The following is a 16,418-nucleotide window of genomic DNA, read 5'->3' as shown; positions in this document are numbered from 1 at the left end:
GCTACACACTTTTCCGGATCGTGCTTTGGGAGCGCTGCAATGTAGACGTGCACCCTAGCGCCCGCCGGGCGTCCGGACGCCGACCCAGTTGTCGCGTACCTGCTGGTAATGAACGCTCGGGTCGTAGGTCATTGTCGGCAGATGCAGCACTTCTGGCGAGAGGCGGCCGATCGCGTTGAGGACCGCATAGGAGGCGACGACGCGGTCGTGCTGCGCTGTCACCAGCGCGACGCGTGCATTCACCAGCGTCTGCTGGGCGTTCAGAATGTCGATGACGGTGCGCTGGCCGACCTGGGCTTCCTTGGTCGTGCCGAGATAAGCGAGTTCCGACGCAGCGACCTGGGACTGGGCGGCGGCCACCTGCGCCTTGCCGGCCGCAAGCTGGCCCCATGCGGTGACAAGGTCGGCCCTGGCCTGGTCTCGCACCTGCTCGAGAATGAGCCGCTGCTGCTCCAATGTCTCCTTGGATTGGCGGATCAGCGAATATTCGGCTCCGCCCTGGTAGATCGGCACGGTTGCCTGCGCGGTCGCCGACGCGGTGAACTGCTTTGTCTGTATAATGGTCTGCTGCCAGGATTTCTGGGTCGCCGCCTGGAGCGTGACCGTCGGCAACAGCGCCCCTTCGTTGATCTTCACAGTGAGGAAGCTGACGTCGATGCCGTACATCGCCGCGGTGACGCTCGGATTTTCCACCAGAGCGAGGTTGGTCGCATCGCGCACCGTCGCCGGCAAATAGCGGTCGACCGGAGAGGCCGGTTTCAGGTTCGCAGGTTCGTTGCCGATGATACGGCGGAAGTTTGCACGCGTGGTCGTGAGGGTGGATTCGGCCGAAAGCTCCTGGCTCTTCGCTGCCGCAAGCTGTGCTTCCGACTGCGCGACGTCCGTCGGCGTGACCAAACCCGCGGCGTAGCGCTCGCGGGTCTGCCGCAAGGTCACTTCGAGAACTTTGGTGTTGCTGCGCTGGACTTCCAGGATCGCGGCATCCCGCAGGTAATCCATATAGATGGTCGCCGCCGCAAGAAGCACCGACTGCTCCATGAGCCGCAGGCTTTCGCGCGCGCCAAGAACCTGGTTTTCCGCGGCGCGGGTCTTGTTGGCGGTCTGATTTCCGTTATAGAGCGTCTGGCTGACAGTAAGGCCGATGGCGTGCGGGCTGTTTGGGCCTTGGAATACCTTGGGCCTTCCGAAGTTGGACAATTCGCTGGTATATGAATAGCCGCCGCTCATGGTCACGGCAGCTTTCGGGCGATAGCCGGCCAGCGCCTGCGGAACGTTTTCGTCGGTGGCGCGCACCAGCGCGCGCTGGGCATTGAGTTGCGGGTTACTCTGATAGGCGCGCTGCAGCGCGCTCTCCATGGTTTCGGCGCACGCAGGAAATGCCGCGACCTGCCCCAGGAAAACGACGGCCGTCGTTGCCCCGCCTAGAAACCTACCCCCAAACATATCTTGATTTATCCAACGCCCCGTGCGGCCTGACAACATCCATACGTAATTCATGAACTGACCAAAAGCGCATAGCTGTGCGCTGCTCAGCACGCCCGGGTGATGTCCGTCGAATAATCAATCACTGTTGCTTTTTTCGCGCAGCTGTTTGCGCAAGCGAGCGGCAGCGCCGGCTTGTGGCCCTGCCGCCAAACAATCGGCGACGCTTTAATCCTGGATGCCGTAACGATGCAGATCGTTGCCGTGGGTGTCGAGCCAGGTCTTGGCGCGTTCGACGTGGTTGCAGACTTTGTCGACGACCCTCCAGAATCGCGCCGAATGGTTCATCTCGACAAGGTGCGCGACCTCGTGGGCCGCGAGATAGTCCAGCACGTAGGGCGGGGCGAGGATCAGCCGCCAGGAGAATGACAGCGATCCGGCCGAGGTGCAGGAACCCCAGCGGCTCGACTGGTCGCGGATCGACAACCGCTTGACCTTCACGCCCAGCGCCAGTGCGTGGGCATCGGCTGCCTTCTGCAGATCCTTGCGGGCTTCGCGCTTGAGATAGTCATGCACGCGCCGCTCGGTGTGTTCGACCCCGCCGGCGACGCAAAGAATGCGCTCGCCGCTGTCGCGAACCTCAAGCCAGACCGTGCCGCGCTGACCGGCGCGATGCACGATGCGATGGGGGTTGCCGCGCAGCGGAACTACCGTGCCCGGAAGAAACGGCGCTGCCTTCGGCAAACGGCCTAGACGGGCAGCGATCCAGCCGCCGTGACGCTGCGCAAAATCCTTGGCATCGGCGATCGTACCGCGGGGCGGGATGGTGAGGATCGCTTCGCGGTCGCTCGGATGGATTCTCAAGGTGTACCGGCGCGCGCGCCGGTGCCGTCTGAGCCGGACGGAATAGATTTGCGAGCCGTGTTTGATCAAAAGGCGAGAAGGCTCGTAGGGCCGCCGATAGAGAAGCGCGCGTGTGGCCATGTCTGTCAATCCGGGGATTAGGAGTTCGCCCGGATTCTGCCATATCCGCCGCCAGGGAAATCGCTCGGCGCAAAAACAAATCATTTGCCCAATATACAGCGGTCGGCGGCTTAACAGACCCTATAGAATGGGGCTGGAACCCAAAAATTTGGGTGAGACAATCCCTCGCTAACGCCTCCATGGCTTGAATTAAGATTCATTACCTCAGGCGGGCTCAGATTCGCGTTTCCAGAGGTTAATTCAGGGGGTTAGCCGACCCGCGGCGAACGCTGATGATTGCGCAAGTGTGCGCATTCGCGTTGATTCAGCGCCGCCTGATGCGATCACTCCGCAGCGTAAGCGAGCGAAGGCTTCACATTGGCGGAAGACATCATGAAATCGGAGATGCGCGGCACGATTTCCGATTTGAAACGCGAGCCGTTGAACACTCCGTAGTGCCCGACGCCCTTTTGCACGTAGTGCACGCGGCGATGGTTGGGAATTGAACTGCAAAGTGCATGGGTCGCTTCGGTCTGGCCGAGGCCGGAGATATCGTCGTTCTCGCCTTCAACCGTCATGAGCGCGACACGCCTGACCTTGGAGGGATCGACCGGCTTGCCGCGATGGGTCATCTCGCCCTTGGGCAAAGCGTGCTTGACGAACACCGTATCGACCGTCTGCAGGTAATATTCCGCCGACAGATCCATCACCGCCAGATATTCGTCGTAGAAGTCGCGGTGCTTGTCGACGAGGTCGCCGTCGCCCTTCACAAGATTGCGGAACAGCTCCTTGTGAGCGTCCATGTGGCGGTCGAGATTCATGCTGATGAAGCCGTTGAGCTGCAAAAAGCCCGGATAGACGTCTCGCATGACGCCGGGATGCGGAAACGGCACCTTGGTGATGACGTTGTGGCGAAACCAGTCGATGCCGCGCTCGGCAGCCAGGTTGTTCACCGCGGTCGGATTGCGGCGGGTATCGATCGGACCGCCCATCAGCGTCATGGAGAGCGGAACGAAAGGGTCATTCTCCGCTTCCATGACGGAAACCGCGGCCACAACAGGCACGGAGGGCTGGCAGACCGCGATCACATGCATGTTGCCACCCAGGACATGCAGCATCTCGATCACGTAGTCGATGTAGTCGTCGAGGTCGAAGCGACCGGCGGCGAGGGGAACCATGCGGGCGTCGGCCCAGTCGGTGATGTAGACCTCATGCGTCGGAAGAAAGGCCTCCACCGTGCCGCGCAACAGCGTTGCATAATGGCCGGACATCGGTGCCACGATCAGCACGCGCGGTTGTTGGATGCGCAAAGGGCGCGTCAGCTTGCGTTCAAAGTAGAGCAGGCGGCAGAACGGCTTTTCCCACACGGTGCGAACCTCGATCGGCGTGCGGATGCCGTTGACGTCGGTATCGTGGAGGCCCCATTCGGGCTTGCCGTAGCGGCGCGTGGTGCGCTCGAACAATTCGCAGGCCGCGGCGATCGACTTGCCCGCTTCGGTGTGCGACCACGGATTGAGCGGATTCTGAAACAGGATCTTGGTGGCGTCGCTGACGGCGCGCACCGGATTAAGCGACGCGTGCGCCATCTCGTACATCCAGTACATCGGCGTGGTCAGCGCCGGACTGCCTTCGGCCGCCAGTGGCGGCGCGCCGCCAAACTCCCCAATCGGCATGTCGCCCTCATCTCTTTTGCGTCGCAGCATAGTGCAAAAAGCCCAATAAAGCGTCAATGCTTAGATCGTCATTGCCCCCGTACTTAACAAGCTAATTAGGGACCAAACCCCCGGGTTTTAACGGGACTATTCGCCGGTTTGGATCAACGAACCGTGCTCGCGGGCGCTGCGCAGAAGCATCAGAAAGACGGAAAACGAGGCCGCAATCAGGACCACGTTGATCGCGAGCGCGTCCGCCATCAGTTCGGCGCGAAACACGTGCTGCATCAGCAAGGCCCGCATCCCCTCGAACACATAGGTCGGCGGCAGCGCCCAGGCGACGAACTGAAGCCAATGCGGCAGCACCGTCACCGGGTAATAGACGCAGGCGAGCGGCATCATGCCGAACATCAGCGTCCAGACGATGCTCTCCACGCCGAGGCCAAAACGCAGGACAAGGCCGGAGACAAAGATCCCGACCGACCAGCTGGTGAAGATCAGGTTGCAGAAAAAGGCGATCAGCGGAAGACCGATGGCATAGAAGTTAAAGCCGAAAAAGACCATCGCGAGCAGCGTCATCGGGATGATCCCGATCGCGAGGCGAACGAGGCTCATCGCCATCAGCGCCAGCAGAAACTCGATCGGCTTGAGCGGGCTCATCATGAGATTGGCGAGATTGCGTGCCCACATCTCTTCCAGGAACGAGATGGAAAAGCCGAGCTGGCCGCGGAACAGGATGTCCCACAGGATCACCGCGCCGACCAGCGTGCCGCCTGCGCGGGCGAAAAACCCGGCATTCTGCGAAACATAATTCTGAAGGAAGCCCCAGGTGATGATCTGGAGCGCGGGCCAGTAGAGCAGCTCCAGCATCCGCGGCCATGACGAGATCAGGACATACCAGTAGCGCAGGATCATGGCTGCGATTCGCCGCAGCGAGATGGCCGGCCGGCGCACCTCGCTCATGATGTCGTCTCCTGAACGCGGCCACGGGCGACGTCGAGAAACACTTCCTCCATCGTAGAGCGGTTATAGCGCGCCATGATCGCTTCCGGGCTGTCGTCATCCTCGATGCGGCCGCGCTTCATGATGATGACACGGTCACACAGTCGCTCCACCTCCAGCATGTTGTGGGAGGCGAGCAGGATGGTCGCGCCGTTCTCCTTGCGATAGGTCGCAAGATGCTGCCTGATCCAGTCGGCAGTGTCCGGGTCGAGCGAGGCCGTCGGTTCGTCGAGCAGCAGTAGTTCGGGCTGGTTGATCAGCGCCTTTGCCAGCGCCACGCGGGTCTTCTGCCCGGCGGAGAGCTTGCCATTGGATCGGTCGAGGAAATCGCCGAGATCAAGATCGGAGGCGAGCCTTGCGATCCGCGCTTCGAGATTTGCCACCGAATAGAGGCGCCCGAATATCGTGAGGTTTTGCCGCACGGTGAGCCGCGCCGGCATGTCCACATAAGGGCTTTCGAAATTCATCCGGCCGAGAACATCGGCGCTGTGGTCCGGCATCGGGTGACCCAGCACCTCGATGTGCCCCGACGTTGGCGAGACGAGTCCCATGATCATTGCTATCGTCGTGGTCTTGCCGGCGCCGTTGCCGCCGAGCAGCCCGGTGATGCTGCCACGCGTGATGGAAAATGAGATATCGTCGACCGCGCGGGTCTGCTTGTAGAGCTTCGAAAGCTGCGTGACCGCGATCGCGGCGGCTTCGCAGGCCTCGCTCGCCGGAGAGGACGTTATGGTGCCATTACCTATCATCGGGCCTGTTCATTGAGCCATCCGTCCTGCCTGCGCAAGGCTTGCCGTGGCCTTACGCCGCGTGAAAAGCGACCAGGGAAATTTGTCGACAGCCGCGCGCGCCGTTAGATTGGTCGAATAATCATGTCCGACGCCGCCGCCACCGACTTCCGCCTCCCGCGCCGCCAAGTTCGCCTGGATACGCTCCTGCGGCTGCGCTGGCTTGCCGCGCTGGGCCAGCTTGCCGCCATTTTCATCGTCCAGCAGGGTCTCGAATTCGACGTCGAGGTCGTGCCGTGCCTGGCGATCATCGGCTTCTCCGCGCTGCTCAACCTCTTCCTTCAGCTCTGGTACAACCCGATGGAGCGGCTGGAGCCGTTCTTTGCGGCGGCGCTGCTGGCGATCAATATCATCGAGCTCGCTGGCTTGTTGTTTTTTACCGGCGGCTTGCAGAACCCGTTCTCATTCCTGTTCCTGGCGCCGGTGCTGATCTCGGCCACTGCGCTGCCGATCCGGCTGACCATTGCGCTCGGATTGCTCGCGGTCGCCTGCGCGTCCGTCCTGGTCTTCTTCTCCTTTCCGCTGCCCTGGGACAGCGACGATCCTCTGGTGCTGCCGCCGATCTATCTGTTTGGCGTGTGGCTCTCGATCGTGGTCGCCATCGGCGTCACCAGCCTCTACGCGTTTCAGGTCGCCGAAGAAGCACGCAAACTGTCCGATGCGCTCGCCGCAACGGAGCTTGTGCTGGCGCGGGAACAGCATCTCACCCAGCTCGATGGCCTTGCCGCCGCCGCGGCCCATGAGCTGGGTACGCCGCTGTCGACAATTTTCCTGATCTCGCGAGAGCTGGAACAGGATCTGAAGGATCAGCCGCAGTTCGCCGCCGACATCAGGACATTGCGGGAGCAGACACAGCGCTGCCGCGACATTCTGGGGAAGATCACGCAGTTGTCCTCGAGTGGAGCGCCGTTCGACAGCATGCCGCTGTCCGCCCTGATCGAGGAGACGGTGGCGCCACATCGCGATTTCGGCGTGGCGATCAAGGTGCGCATAGCGGTATCCGGCACGCCCGAACCAATCGGCGCGCGAAATCCGGCCATCATCTACGGGGTGGGCAACATCCTGGAGAATGCTGTCGATTTTGCCCGCGAGAGCGTCGAGGTGAACGCGTGGTGGAACGCTGAGAGCGTCGAAATCGTCATTTCCGATGATGGTCCGGGCATCGCGCCCGATCTGCTCAAGCGCATCGGCGAGCCGTATTTGTCCCGGCGGCGCGAGACCGAGGAGGTCCGGGGCTCATCCGGCGGTCTTCACAGTGGCCTCGGGCTTGGCGTGTTCATCGCTCGCACCTTGCTCGAACGCACCGGTGCGAAGGTTTCCTTCACCAACCGGGTCTTTCCGGATCACGGCGCCGTCGTCCAGATCGTGTGGCCGCGCAACCGCTTCGAGGTCAAGGAGGCCGCGCCGGCATTAACCTGAGAGGGAAATCGGCGGGAACCGGCCTTGGCAGCGCCGCGGCAGACGCCATATGTTGAGAGGTAGAGGGGAAAGGACAACGGTATCTTGAACGCTATCGCGGAACTGACTGGACATACCGATCGCTCACTCCTGATAGTTGAGGACGACAAGCCGTTTCTGGAGCGCCTTGCGCGCGCCATGGAGACGAGGGGCTTTTCGGTGACCTCCTGCGACAGCGTAGCCGACGGCCTGCGCCAGATCGCCAAGGCCGCACCGGCCTTTGCCGTGGTGGATCTGCGGCTCGGCGACGGCAATGGCCTCGACGTTGTTTCTGCCTTGAAGCGCAAGCGTCCGGAGGCGCGCGCCATCGTTCTCACCGGCTACGGCAACATTGCCACTGCCGTGACCGCGGTCAAACTTGGCGCGGTCGATTACCTCTCGAAGCCTGCCGATGCCGACGACGTGGTGGCGGCGCTTCTCGCCAGCGGCAATGAGAAATCCGAGCCGCCGAGCAACCCGATGTCGGCGGATCGCGTCCGCTGGGAACACATCCAGCGGATTTACGAGATGTGCAACCGCAACGTCTCGGAGACGGCGCGGCGGCTCAACATGCATCGGCGCACCCTGCAGCGGATTCTCGCCAAGCGCGCCCCGCGTTAGGCGGCAGATTCAGAACTCGCGGTGACCCTGCGGATCGACCAGACGGTTCATTCGCAAGGCTGCCGCCATTCCGAACCGCACCGTCATCGATTTGCGGGTCGCGCCCGGCAGGCGGTGCTCCGGTGCGGGGCGCTGAAGATGCGCGCCATAGGCGTCGGCAATGATCAGCCCGGTTTCGTCGGGAAAAATGTCGCAAGGCAGATTTTGCGTGAAGGCGAAGAACAGGCGGTCGCAATGGATGCGATAGTCCGGCCACTTCTGGTCCGCGCGCAGATCATCGACCGAAGATTTGATCTCGACGATCCAGATCTCGCCGCGCTCGTTCAGAGCGACAAGGTCGGCACGCCGACCCGAGGGCAGCGGCAATTCGGCTACACAGGCAAAGCCCAGCGAATGCAACAGCCGCGCGGTGCCGCGCGCAATCAACAGGGCCATCTCCGATTGACGGCGGTCCGGCGCGGGCACGAGAACGGCTTTCTGGGCGGATGATTCCATCGCAGCAAGCATAGAACGCGACCCGACAAAGGGGCAATGCGTTTGATCGAGGCGCGCGCTGGAGGCCTTGCTTTAAGGTCGATCTGCCCGGGCGATGGCTGCCATGTTCCGAAATAAAGGTCAGTCTCGCGGGAAGTTTGTCTTGGCGGACGCAGAAAAATAGGCATTGTCCCCTCCCATGGCACAGCAATCCGACACCAAGGCGAAGGCCGGGGCGATGATCGTCCCGGTGACGCCATTTGAACAGAACTGCACGCTGATCTGGTGCACGGCGACCCAGAAAGCCGTCGTCATCGATCCCGGCGGCGAGGTTCCAAAGATCCAGGCCGCGATTAAACAGGCCAACGTGACGGTCGAGAAGATCTGGCTCACCCACGGCCATATCGATCACGTTGGCGGCGCGGCCGATCTGCGCGATGCGCTCAACGTCGCCATCGAAGGCCCGCATGCCGCTGACAAATTCCTGCTCGACCATGTGGTCGAGAGCGGTGCGCGCTTCGGCATGACTGGCGTGCGCAACTTTGCGCCGGATCGCTGGCTGGAGGAAGGCCAACAGGTTTTGGTTGGCGAATTGACATTCGATATCCTGCACTGCCCCGGTCACTCGCCGGGCAGTGTGGTGTTCTTCAACAGGGACATGCGCTTTGCCCATGTTGGCGATGTGCTGTTCAACGGCTCGGTCGGACGCACCGATCTGCCCGGCGGCGATCACGCCACCTTGATCCGGTCGATCAGGGAAAAGCTGCTGCCGCTCGGCGACGATGTCGGCTTCATCTGCGGGCACGGCCCCGGTTCGCGGATCGGTCACGAGCGAATGACCAATCCATTCCTCACCGGCGCAATTTAAGGGCTTTCAGGCGGCGCGCTCGTTATTTCAGCAGCCCCGCGGCGGTCAGCGCGCGGGTAATGACTGCGTTGATGTCGAGAGCTCGGCGTCGTTTCGCCTTGACGCTTGGCTTTTCCGGCGCCTTCGCCGCAGGCTCCGGGCCCGTCATCAGCGGCTGCAGGAGCTTGCTGAGGTCCGGCGCCAGCGTGGAAATCGGCGAGGCCAGCGGGATAAGTTTTGCGCTTGGGGATTCGACGCTCGCGCGCGGCGAAGGCCTTGCAATTTTCGCAACGGTGCCGGTCAGGCCGAAGAAGTTCGCGATGTGGTAGGAGGACGAGATGCCGGCCTCGATCAGGAACGGTCCTTCCTTGCCGTATCGCTGGTCGTTTTCGGCCTTTCCGAGCGGCGTGCCGTGCGCCATGTCGGTGATGGTGTAGGATTCCACCACGGTTTCTCCGTCCGCGTTCCACCAGATCTGGTGCGGATGGCCGTCGACCATGCCTTCCGACATCGGTTCCGGCGGCAGCCGATGCACATCGAGCCATTGCTTGAGGATTTCGTCGGCATTGGCAGGATTGACGGTACGATCGGCGCTGCCGTGCCAGACCGAAATCCGCGGCCAGGGTGGACGATGTTTTGACGCCTTACGCACGAGATCGCCCAATTCATCGGCCGAACGGGAAGACGAGCGCAACATGCCGTTCAGCGCTTCGCGCACGTTGCTCGCAACGCCGTACGGCAATCCGGCGATGATCGCGCCGGCGGCAAAAACCTCCGGATAGGTCGCAAGCATCACGGATGTCATGGCGCCGCCGGCGGACAGTCCGGTGATGAAAATTCTGCTCTTGTCGATCCGATGCTGGCTCACCATTCGCGCGATCATCTGGCGGATGGAGCTGGCTTCGCCATGTCCGCGCCTTGTGTCGTCCGGATTGAACCAGTTGAAGCAGGTATGGGTGTTGTTGCTTGCCTGCTGCTCGGGCAGCAGCAACGCGAAGCCGTAATGTTTGGCGAGGGTCGACCAGCCTGCACCGAGGTCGTATCCGGCCGCGGTTTGTCCGCAGCCATGCAGAACGACGACCAGGGCCGACGACGGCGGCAAGTCCGCAGGCACGTAGGAGAACATCCGCAGGTCGCCCGGATTGGTGCCGAATTGCCGGGTCTCCATCAACGCGCTGCCGCGCTGCGCTGTCAGGCCCATTGCATCCCATGTATTCAATCCGTGCAGCCGGGGCAGGTGGCGCAGGAATTCGATGTTTTTCGCAAGCGACACGGCTGCTCCTCGGCCCGAAAATAGGGACAGACTCAAAACTAGATAGTTGCTGCACTGCAAGATAAAAAGCCCGTGCGCTGACAGTCCTCGGAAATATTTGTTCGTGTCCGCGACCGAAATGCAGACGGAGTGCGCTTGACAAAAACGAAGCGCGCCTGGAGTTCCTGTTCGATCGAATGAACCTCCAGCCGCATGCAGAAGCACCTCAACGCGACGGATGGAACTCAAACATCAACTTGCACAGAACTGTCACATTCGATTCGTCGTCAGATCAGAGGAGCGCGGCGGTGCGTCAGTATTTTTTCATCTCGCCGGACTACCTGCGATAGCGCGCAAAACAGCAAATCACCTGCATGATCTATCGATGCGGGAGTTGCTCACAAGAGCTAACCAGTCCATCGTGGAATCGCAGCACTTGCGACGAGAACGGCGTTCTCTCCGTTTTGAGGCTTCCGCCCTGACAAATCGGATCGGCCACACCATCGTGCAATCGCAACGCGCGGAAAGAGACTCAGCCCGCCTCAAGACCAGCCTCGATCAGGCGTTGTCGGATTCTGCGGCCGGGATGGCGCTCAGTTGCCCTTTATCATGCTGGTCAATTCTCGAGCCAAAGCCTTGATGTCCAATGGCTTGCCCCACAACTGCACATCCTGCAATTCGGTGGCGATCGAGTTCCTGTCGTAGCCCGAAGTGAAGACAAGCGGCACCTTGCGGGAGCGCAGGATGTGCGCCAGCGGGTAAGCCATCTTGTCTCTCAGATTGATATCCACGACCGCCGCATCGATCGCGACGTCGCGGTCAACGACGTCGGCTGCTTCATCAAGATCGCCATAGGGGCCGACGATCCGTGCGCCGAGCGCGGTCAGCGCGCGGGCGATATCATCGGCGAGAAAATATTCGTCCTCGATCACGAGGACGCGGCGGCCCGCAAGCGGACCTGGACGTTCGGGATGGGTGATCATCTCGCTTCCCAAGCTCAACGGCCGGTTTTCGTTAGGAACGTATGCTGCGGGCATGCCTTGGTGCAAACTGAATGCAAACGGCAATGGCTCGAGGCTGGTTCCATGCCTAACCGCGACATCATCGTGATCGGCGGCTCGTCAGGCGCGACCGGACCTTTGAAAGACATTCTTGGCCGGCTACCTGCCGACCTTGCGGCGGCGGTGTTCGTGGTTCTGCATATCCCGGCGCAGGGGATCGGGATTCTATCGACCGTCGTGAACGCTTCGGCGCGAATGCCGGTGGTTCAGGCCAAGAACGGCATGGTGATCGAGAACGGTCATATCTATCTGGCCGCGCCGGATCATCATCTCTTGCTGCTCGAAAGCCACATGATGCTGGGTCGTGGCCCGCGCGAAAACATGGTGCGGCCGGCGATCGACCCGCTTTTTCGCTCGGCGGCGCTGCATTACGGCCCTCGTGTGATCGGTGTGGTCCTCTCGGGGCTGTTGTCGGATGGCGCTGCTGGCCTGACCGCGATCAAGCAATGTGGCGGCGTTGCGCTGGTGCAGGATCCAGCGGATGCAATCGCCAACGAGATGCCGCTACGAGCTCTGGAGTCCACCACGGTTGATCTCTGTGTTCCGGGCGTCAGGATCGGCGATGTCTTGTCGGATCTCGTGCGCGAGGAGCCCGGAACCCGGCTTCCCGTGCCGCCGGAAATCCGCCTTGAGGTCGAAATCGCCGCCGGCGAGCGCATCGGCAGCGATAGCCTGGCGAAGATCGCCGATCCTGCGCCGCTCACCTGCCCGAGTTGCGGCGGCGTGCTCTCTGCGCTCAAAATGGAAAATCCGCTGCGCTTTCGTTGCCAGGTCGGCCACGGCTTCACGGCCGATGTGCTCGCCAGGGAACAGGAGGGTCGGGTCGACGAAGCGCTGCGCGTGGCACTGCGGATCATCGAGGAGCGCGCCGAACTGGTGCACCGGATGGCGGAAGATGGCCGGCACAGCGGGCGCACGGCGGTGGCACAGATGTATGACGCCCGCGCCGCCGAATATCGCGAATATGCCGACATGGTACGGCGTGTCGTGCTACATTCGCTCGACCCCCAGGCTCCGAAACCGGAGAGTTAGGTCGCGGCATGACAGCCTTTCCCGCCGATCCGGCCGAGCAACTCAGCACGGAAAAGGCGCTTCTGGTTAAAGCTGACAGCGACATTGAGCAGGGGTGGGCGCGGCTGCGAAACCAGCAGCTCTTGCTCTCGGAATTGCGGGCCTCCGGTCACGATTCGAGGCAGGCCGAACGGCTCGTTCAGCTGCTGCAGCAGACCCTCGTCGAGTGGGAACGGCACCGCGCACTGATCGCAGAGCGGGTGAATTATCTTGAGCGGCAATTCTGTCCGGAGAATCTCAGGCAGGGTTGACGCGGCGCGTGTTCCTGAATTCGGCTCCGAGTTCGAATATGGTGTCCAGTCGCTCAAGTGCGCTTTGGCGCCAGCGGCCGTTTTCGTCGAGAAGGCGGCGGGCCTGAGTGCTCGCAAGCTCTGCGCGGCTGAAGAGAGCCAGCAGCTCGGGGGGCGGGCGCGGGAATCATGGCCCACTATCATCCGTTTCGGCCGGCTTTGCAATTCCGCGCCGCATGCAGGCGCGCGGTTGCCGGATTCCCCGATAGTCTGTTGAATGGGCTTGCAATCTGCTATTCACGCGAGTCCGGGAAATAGCCGAATAATTCAGAAAGCCGTCCGGCATGGATGAACCCAGCCAGTCTCCGACAGGAGACACTTCGCGTCAGGCGAAAGCCCCCTTGGTGATCGGAGTTGGCGCGTCAGCCAGCACGATGACCAGCATCGAACGATTTTTCTCCAAGTTCTCGCTTGAAGCCGAGCAGGCGATCGTCCTCGTTCTGCAGCACCGCGAGGCCTTCGACGAAACCTGGCTGCGAGGTATTCTCGCGCGTGTCGATGGGACGAGGCTTGCCGAGGCCCATGACGGCGCAAAGATCGAAGGCGGCACGATTTATCTGTGTCCGGCCGGCGTGATTACGACGATCCAGAACGACAGGCTTGCGGTCAGGCCCGCACAGCAGGCACCGGGCGAGCGCGCCACGATCGACAGTTTTCTCGTGTCATTGGCGGAAGAGCGCGCGGAGCAATCCATCGGCGTGGTGCTGGCCGGCACCGGCGGCGATGGAACGCTGGGCGTTGCCACCCTGAAAGACCATGGCGGGCTGGCGATCTCGGAACAGGCCGTCAATGAAGGCTCCGATCATCTCACCGACAGCAACACGCCGGCGGCGATCGCCGACTTCGTGCTGGCGCCGGAACAGATTCCCGAACATATCCAGGTCTATGCCCGGCACTTGCGCCGCCTCGACGAAAAGCAGGGCTTTGACGAGGTGTTGGCTGCGGCAGCCACCTCGCTGTCGCGCATCGCCGACATCCTGCGCAACAAGACTGGCAACGATTTCCACGGCTACAAGCAGAACACTTTCCTGCGCCGCGTGCACCGGCGCATGCAGGTCGTTCAGATCGGCGAGATCGCCGCCTATGTCGATTTCCTGCGCAACGACAAGGACGAAGCACAGCATCTCTTCAACGATCTGTTGATCGGCGTGACCGAATTCTTTCGCGACAAGCGGGAGTTTGAGGTGCTCGAGACCCAGGTGATCCCGAAGATTTTCGAGGACAAGGGGGCGGGCCAGCAGGTTCGTATCTGGGTACTGGGCTGCGCTACGGGCGAGGAAGCCTACTCGATCGGCATTCTGCTCCGCGAGCAGATGGCAAAGCTCGATGCGCCGCCGCAGGTGCAGATCTTCGCCACCGATATTGACGGCCGCGCGCTCGCCACCGCACGGGTCGGCCGATACCGGACCAGTATCGAGGATGACATGTCGCCGGAGCGGCTGGCGCGCTGGTTCGTTCGCGAAGGCGACACGTACTGTGTTGTCAAGGAGCTGCGCGAAATGTGCATCTTCTCTCAGCATAATGTCATCAAGGATGCACCGTTTTCAAAGCTCGACCTGGTGTCCTGCCGCAATCTTCTGATTTACCTGAATGCGGAGCTGCAAAACCGGGTGATCCCGCTGTTTCATTTCGCGCTTCTGCCGGGCCGCTTCCTTTTCCTGGGCAATTCAGAAAATGTCACACGGCATCCGAAGCTGTTTGCGCCTGTCGATCGCCGCGCGCGGATTTTCAAGAAGCTCGAAACCGGCACGCGGCTGCCGCCGGAGTTTCCGATCACGACCGCCGCCGGCCGTGCGGCGGCCGAGGTGCCGCCGGTGCGCACCTTCGGACCCGATGTCGGCCTGGAGCGGCGGGCCCAGCGCATCGCGGAGCGGTACGCGCCGGCCTATGTGATCACCGACGAGAACTTCCAGATCCTGCATTTCTCCGGCCGCACCGGCCGTTACATCGAGCCGACCGCCGGAGCCGCGACGCTCGATCTGCTGGGTCTCGTTCACCGCGATCTCCGGCTCGAATTGCGCACCGCGCTGGGCCGCGCTCTCGAGACCAACGAGGCGGCCCACGCCGACCAGGTCCAGCTCGGCGTCAACGGCCACCGCGTGCTTGTCGACATCACGGTCGAACCGGTGCTCGATGGGCCGGCCGGACACCGCAATTTCGTTGTGCTGTTCAAGGACGGCCCCGTGCGCCTCGCCGATACCGCTGAGAGCAACTCGAATGTGCTGGTGCGGACCGAGCATGTCGAGCGGCTCGAAAGCGAATTGCGCGCCACGCGGGAACGCTTGCAGGCGACGATCGAGGAACTCGAAAGCACCAACGAGGAGCTGAAATCTTCCAATGAAGAGTATCAGTCCCTCAATGAAGAGCTGCAATCGGCCAATGAAGAGCTGGAAACCTCGCGCGAGGAGCTGCAATCGGTCAACGAAGAGCTGACCACCGTCAATGGCGAGCTGGCGCACCGCGTTCAGGAGTTGACGCGCGCCACCAGCGACCTGAAGAATTTCCTGGAAAGCACGCAGATCGCAACGGTCTTTCTCGACAACGATCTGCGCGTGATGAATTTTACCCCGGCGATCACCCAGGTGCTGCATCTGGTCGAAACCGATGTCGGTCGCCCCATTGCCCACATCAAGGCCCGTATTCCGATCGAGGATCTCTACGACGACGTTCGCCGCGTTCTCCGCACGCTCGCCAGCGCCGAGCGCGAACTGACCGCACCCGACAGCGGCACGCGCTACATCGTGCGCATCCTGCCCTATCGAAGCATCGACAATTTCATCGCCGGCGTCGTGATCACGTTCATCGACGTGACCGCCATTACGCGCGCGGAGGAGCGCCAGCGTCTCCTGCTTGCCGAATTGCAGCACCGCGTTCGCAACACCCTCGGCGTCGTGCGCTCGATCGCCCGGCGGTCGGCCGAAACATCGTCCAGCGTCGAGGACTATGCCTCGCATCTCGACGGCCGGCTCAATGCGTTCGCGCGGACGCAGGCCATGGTGACACGCGATCCCGAGGGCGGCGTCGATCTTGAATATCTCGTGGTCGAAGAGATGCTCGGCTATAACGCCCGCGAAGGGGAGCAGCTTCGCGTCTCAGGTCCGCCCGTGCGGTTCCAGCCGAAGGCGGCCGAGACCTTTGCGCTCGCGATCCATGAGCTGGCCACCAACGCCATCAAGTATGGCGCGCTGAGCCGGCCGACGGGCAAGGTCGACGTGTCCTGGCGGCTCGATGATAGTGTCAATCCGATTGAGCTGATCCTTGACTGGCAGGAACGGGGGGGGCCGCGCATCGAGCGGCCTCAGCGCAAGGGCTTCGGCACCGAATTGCTCGAAAAGACCCTGGCCTTCGAACTCAAGGGCAAGACAATGCTGAACTATGATCCGTCAGGGCTGCATTGCACGATCGCAATTCCGCTCAATCGCCGGGTCGTGCACACGCCGGTCGTCGGGGCGGGATAGTCGAAGCACGGAACGAACAGTTCGGCGCTTCATCAGGCCGCTTTGCAGGGCGGTAAAGTTTAAAAAATGGCTATCGGGTA

The 16,418-nt window shown here is 62.0% G+C and carries 14 protein-coding genes; 6 read left to right on the top strand and 8 right to left on the bottom strand.

The features are described 5' to 3' along the window. Positions 1 to 54: 54 nt before the first annotated feature. The 5 genes from NEZ08_RS24430 to NEZ08_RS24410 all read right to left on the bottom strand — a co-directional run bounded on the left by NEZ08_RS24430 (position 55) and on the right by NEZ08_RS24410 (position 5,788). Positions 55 to 1,443 (bottom strand): TolC family outer membrane protein, encoded by a 1,389-nt coding sequence (locus NEZ08_RS24430; RefSeq protein ID WP_298112942.1) that lies wholly within the window; start codon positions 1,441 to 1,443, stop codon positions 55 to 57. A 207-nt stretch (positions 1,444 to 1,650) separates the two neighbouring features. Further along, complete coding sequence (locus tag NEZ08_RS24425) at positions 1,651 to 2,490, bottom strand: M48 family metallopeptidase (RefSeq protein WP_298112939.1); 840 nt, start codon at positions 2,488 to 2,490, stop codon at positions 1,651 to 1,653. 239 nt (positions 2,491 to 2,729) lie between these two features. Continuing rightward, complete coding sequence (locus NEZ08_RS24420) at positions 2,730 to 4,058, bottom strand: polyhydroxyalkanoate depolymerase (protein WP_298112936.1); 1,329 nt, start codon at positions 4,056 to 4,058, stop codon at positions 2,730 to 2,732. 126 nt (positions 4,059 to 4,184) lie between these two features. Beyond that, positions 4,185 to 5,000 (bottom strand): ABC transporter permease, encoded by an 816-nt coding sequence (locus NEZ08_RS24415; RefSeq protein ID WP_298112933.1) that lies wholly within the window; start codon positions 4,998 to 5,000, stop codon positions 4,185 to 4,187. Next, a complete protein-coding gene (locus tag NEZ08_RS24410) occupies positions 4,997 to 5,788 on the bottom strand; it encodes an ABC transporter ATP-binding protein (RefSeq protein WP_298112930.1) in 792 nt (263 codons plus the stop codon). Before NEZ08_RS24410 ends, NEZ08_RS24415 begins: the two co-directional genes overlap by 4 nt. A gap of 123 nt (positions 5,789 to 5,911) precedes the next feature. Here NEZ08_RS24410 and NEZ08_RS24405 point away from each other — a divergent pair, with 123 nt between their 5' ends. Next, positions 5,912 to 7,246, top strand: coding sequence for an ActS/PrrB/RegB family redox-sensitive histidine kinase (locus NEZ08_RS24405; RefSeq protein ID WP_298112927.1), 1,335 nt, complete (start codon positions 5,912 to 5,914; stop codon positions 7,244 to 7,246). An 84-nt stretch (positions 7,247 to 7,330) separates the two neighbouring features. Beyond that, the gene (locus NEZ08_RS24400) at positions 7,331 to 7,885 is read left to right on the top strand and encodes an ActR/PrrA/RegA family redox response regulator transcription factor (RefSeq protein ID WP_298112922.1); all 555 of its coding nucleotides are present in this window, start codon (positions 7,331 to 7,333) and stop codon (positions 7,883 to 7,885) included. 9 nt (positions 7,886 to 7,894) lie between these two features. Here the strand turns inward: NEZ08_RS24400 and NEZ08_RS24395 are convergent, their stop codons facing one another. Continuing rightward, on the bottom strand, positions 7,895 to 8,380 hold the full coding sequence (locus tag NEZ08_RS24395; RefSeq protein ID WP_298112918.1) for an MmcB family DNA repair protein: 486 nt from the start codon (positions 8,378 to 8,380) through the stop codon (positions 7,895 to 7,897). Positions 8,381 to 8,558: 178 nt separating this feature from the next. Between NEZ08_RS24395 and NEZ08_RS24390 the strand changes: the two genes are divergently transcribed. After that, complete coding sequence (locus tag NEZ08_RS24390) at positions 8,559 to 9,227, top strand: MBL fold metallo-hydrolase (RefSeq protein ID WP_298112916.1); 669 nt, start codon at positions 8,559 to 8,561, stop codon at positions 9,225 to 9,227. A 22-nt stretch (positions 9,228 to 9,249) separates the two neighbouring features. Here the strand turns inward: NEZ08_RS24390 and NEZ08_RS24385 are convergent, their stop codons facing one another. Then, on the bottom strand, positions 9,250 to 10,479 hold the full coding sequence (locus NEZ08_RS24385; RefSeq protein WP_298112913.1) for a PHB depolymerase family esterase: 1,230 nt from the start codon (positions 10,477 to 10,479) through the stop codon (positions 9,250 to 9,252). Positions 10,480 to 11,051: 572 nt separating this feature from the next. Next, entirely contained in the window at positions 11,052 to 11,441 is a 390-nt protein-coding gene (locus tag NEZ08_RS24380; RefSeq protein WP_298112910.1) for a response regulator, read from the bottom strand. Positions 11,442 to 11,543: 102 nt separating this feature from the next. Here NEZ08_RS24380 and NEZ08_RS24375 point away from each other — a divergent pair, with 102 nt between their 5' ends. From NEZ08_RS24375 to NEZ08_RS24365, 3 genes are all read left to right on the top strand, one after another. Continuing rightward, positions 11,544 to 12,551 carry a chemotaxis protein CheB gene (locus tag NEZ08_RS24375; protein WP_298112907.1) on the top strand — a complete coding sequence of 336 codons (1,008 nt, stop codon included), beginning with the start codon at positions 11,544 to 11,546 and terminating at the stop codon, positions 12,549 to 12,551. Between the two features lie 8 nt (positions 12,552 to 12,559). After that, positions 12,560 to 12,841: a hypothetical protein gene (locus NEZ08_RS24370; protein ID WP_298112904.1), complete on the top strand. Its 282-nt coding sequence runs from the start codon at positions 12,560 to 12,562 to the stop codon at positions 12,839 to 12,841. Between the two features lie 323 nt (positions 12,842 to 13,164). Then, positions 13,165 to 16,338 carry a CheR family methyltransferase gene (locus NEZ08_RS24365; RefSeq protein ID WP_298112901.1) on the top strand — a complete coding sequence of 1,058 codons (3,174 nt, stop codon included), beginning with the start codon at positions 13,165 to 13,167 and terminating at the stop codon, positions 16,336 to 16,338. Positions 16,339 to 16,418 lie beyond the last annotated feature (80 nt).

It is taken from the genome of Bradyrhizobium sp. (assembly GCF_027451485.1).
In the GTDB taxonomy this organism is placed as follows: domain Bacteria; phylum Pseudomonadota; class Alphaproteobacteria; order Rhizobiales; family Xanthobacteraceae; genus Bradyrhizobium.
The sequence above is the reverse complement of the archived record's forward strand: the minus strand, read 5'-3'. Positions and strand labels throughout refer to the sequence as shown.

What these genes read in the sequence shown, in the direction of transcription:
- NEZ08_RS24430 (WP_298112942.1), bottom strand. Translation starts at nt 1,443, where the DNA reads ATGTTTGGGGGTAGGTTTCTAGGCGGGGCAACGACGGCCGTCGTTTTC.
- NEZ08_RS24425 (WP_298112939.1), bottom strand. Translation starts at nt 2,490, where the DNA reads ATGATTTGTTTTTGCGCCGAGCGATTTCCCTGGCGGCGGATATGGCAG.
- NEZ08_RS24420 (WP_298112936.1), bottom strand. Translation starts at nt 4,058, where the DNA reads ATGCCGATTGGGGAGTTTGGCGGCGCGCCGCCACTGGCGGCCGAAGGC.
- NEZ08_RS24415 (WP_298112933.1), bottom strand. Translation starts at nt 5,000, where the DNA reads ATGAGCGAGGTGCGCCGGCCGGCCATCTCGCTGCGGCGAATCGCAGCC.
- NEZ08_RS24410 (WP_298112930.1), bottom strand. Translation starts at nt 5,788, where the DNA reads ATGATAGGTAATGGCACCATAACGTCCTCTCCGGCGAGCGAGGCCTGC.
- NEZ08_RS24405 (WP_298112927.1), top strand. Translation starts at nt 5,912, where the DNA reads ATGTCCGACGCCGCCGCCACCGACTTCCGCCTCCCGCGCCGCCAAGTT.
- NEZ08_RS24395 (WP_298112918.1), bottom strand. Translation starts at nt 8,380, where the DNA reads ATGGAATCATCCGCCCAGAAAGCCGTTCTCGTGCCCGCGCCGGACCGC.
- NEZ08_RS24390 (WP_298112916.1), top strand. Translation starts at nt 8,559, where the DNA reads ATGGCACAGCAATCCGACACCAAGGCGAAGGCCGGGGCGATGATCGTC.
- NEZ08_RS24380 (WP_298112910.1), bottom strand. Translation starts at nt 11,441, where the DNA reads ATGATCACCCATCCCGAACGTCCAGGTCCGCTTGCGGGCCGCCGCGTC.
- NEZ08_RS24375 (WP_298112907.1), top strand. Translation starts at nt 11,544, where the DNA reads ATGCCTAACCGCGACATCATCGTGATCGGCGGCTCGTCAGGCGCGACC.
- NEZ08_RS24370 (WP_298112904.1), top strand. Translation starts at nt 12,560, where the DNA reads ATGACAGCCTTTCCCGCCGATCCGGCCGAGCAACTCAGCACGGAAAAG.
- NEZ08_RS24365 (WP_298112901.1), top strand. Translation starts at nt 13,165, where the DNA reads ATGGATGAACCCAGCCAGTCTCCGACAGGAGACACTTCGCGTCAGGCG.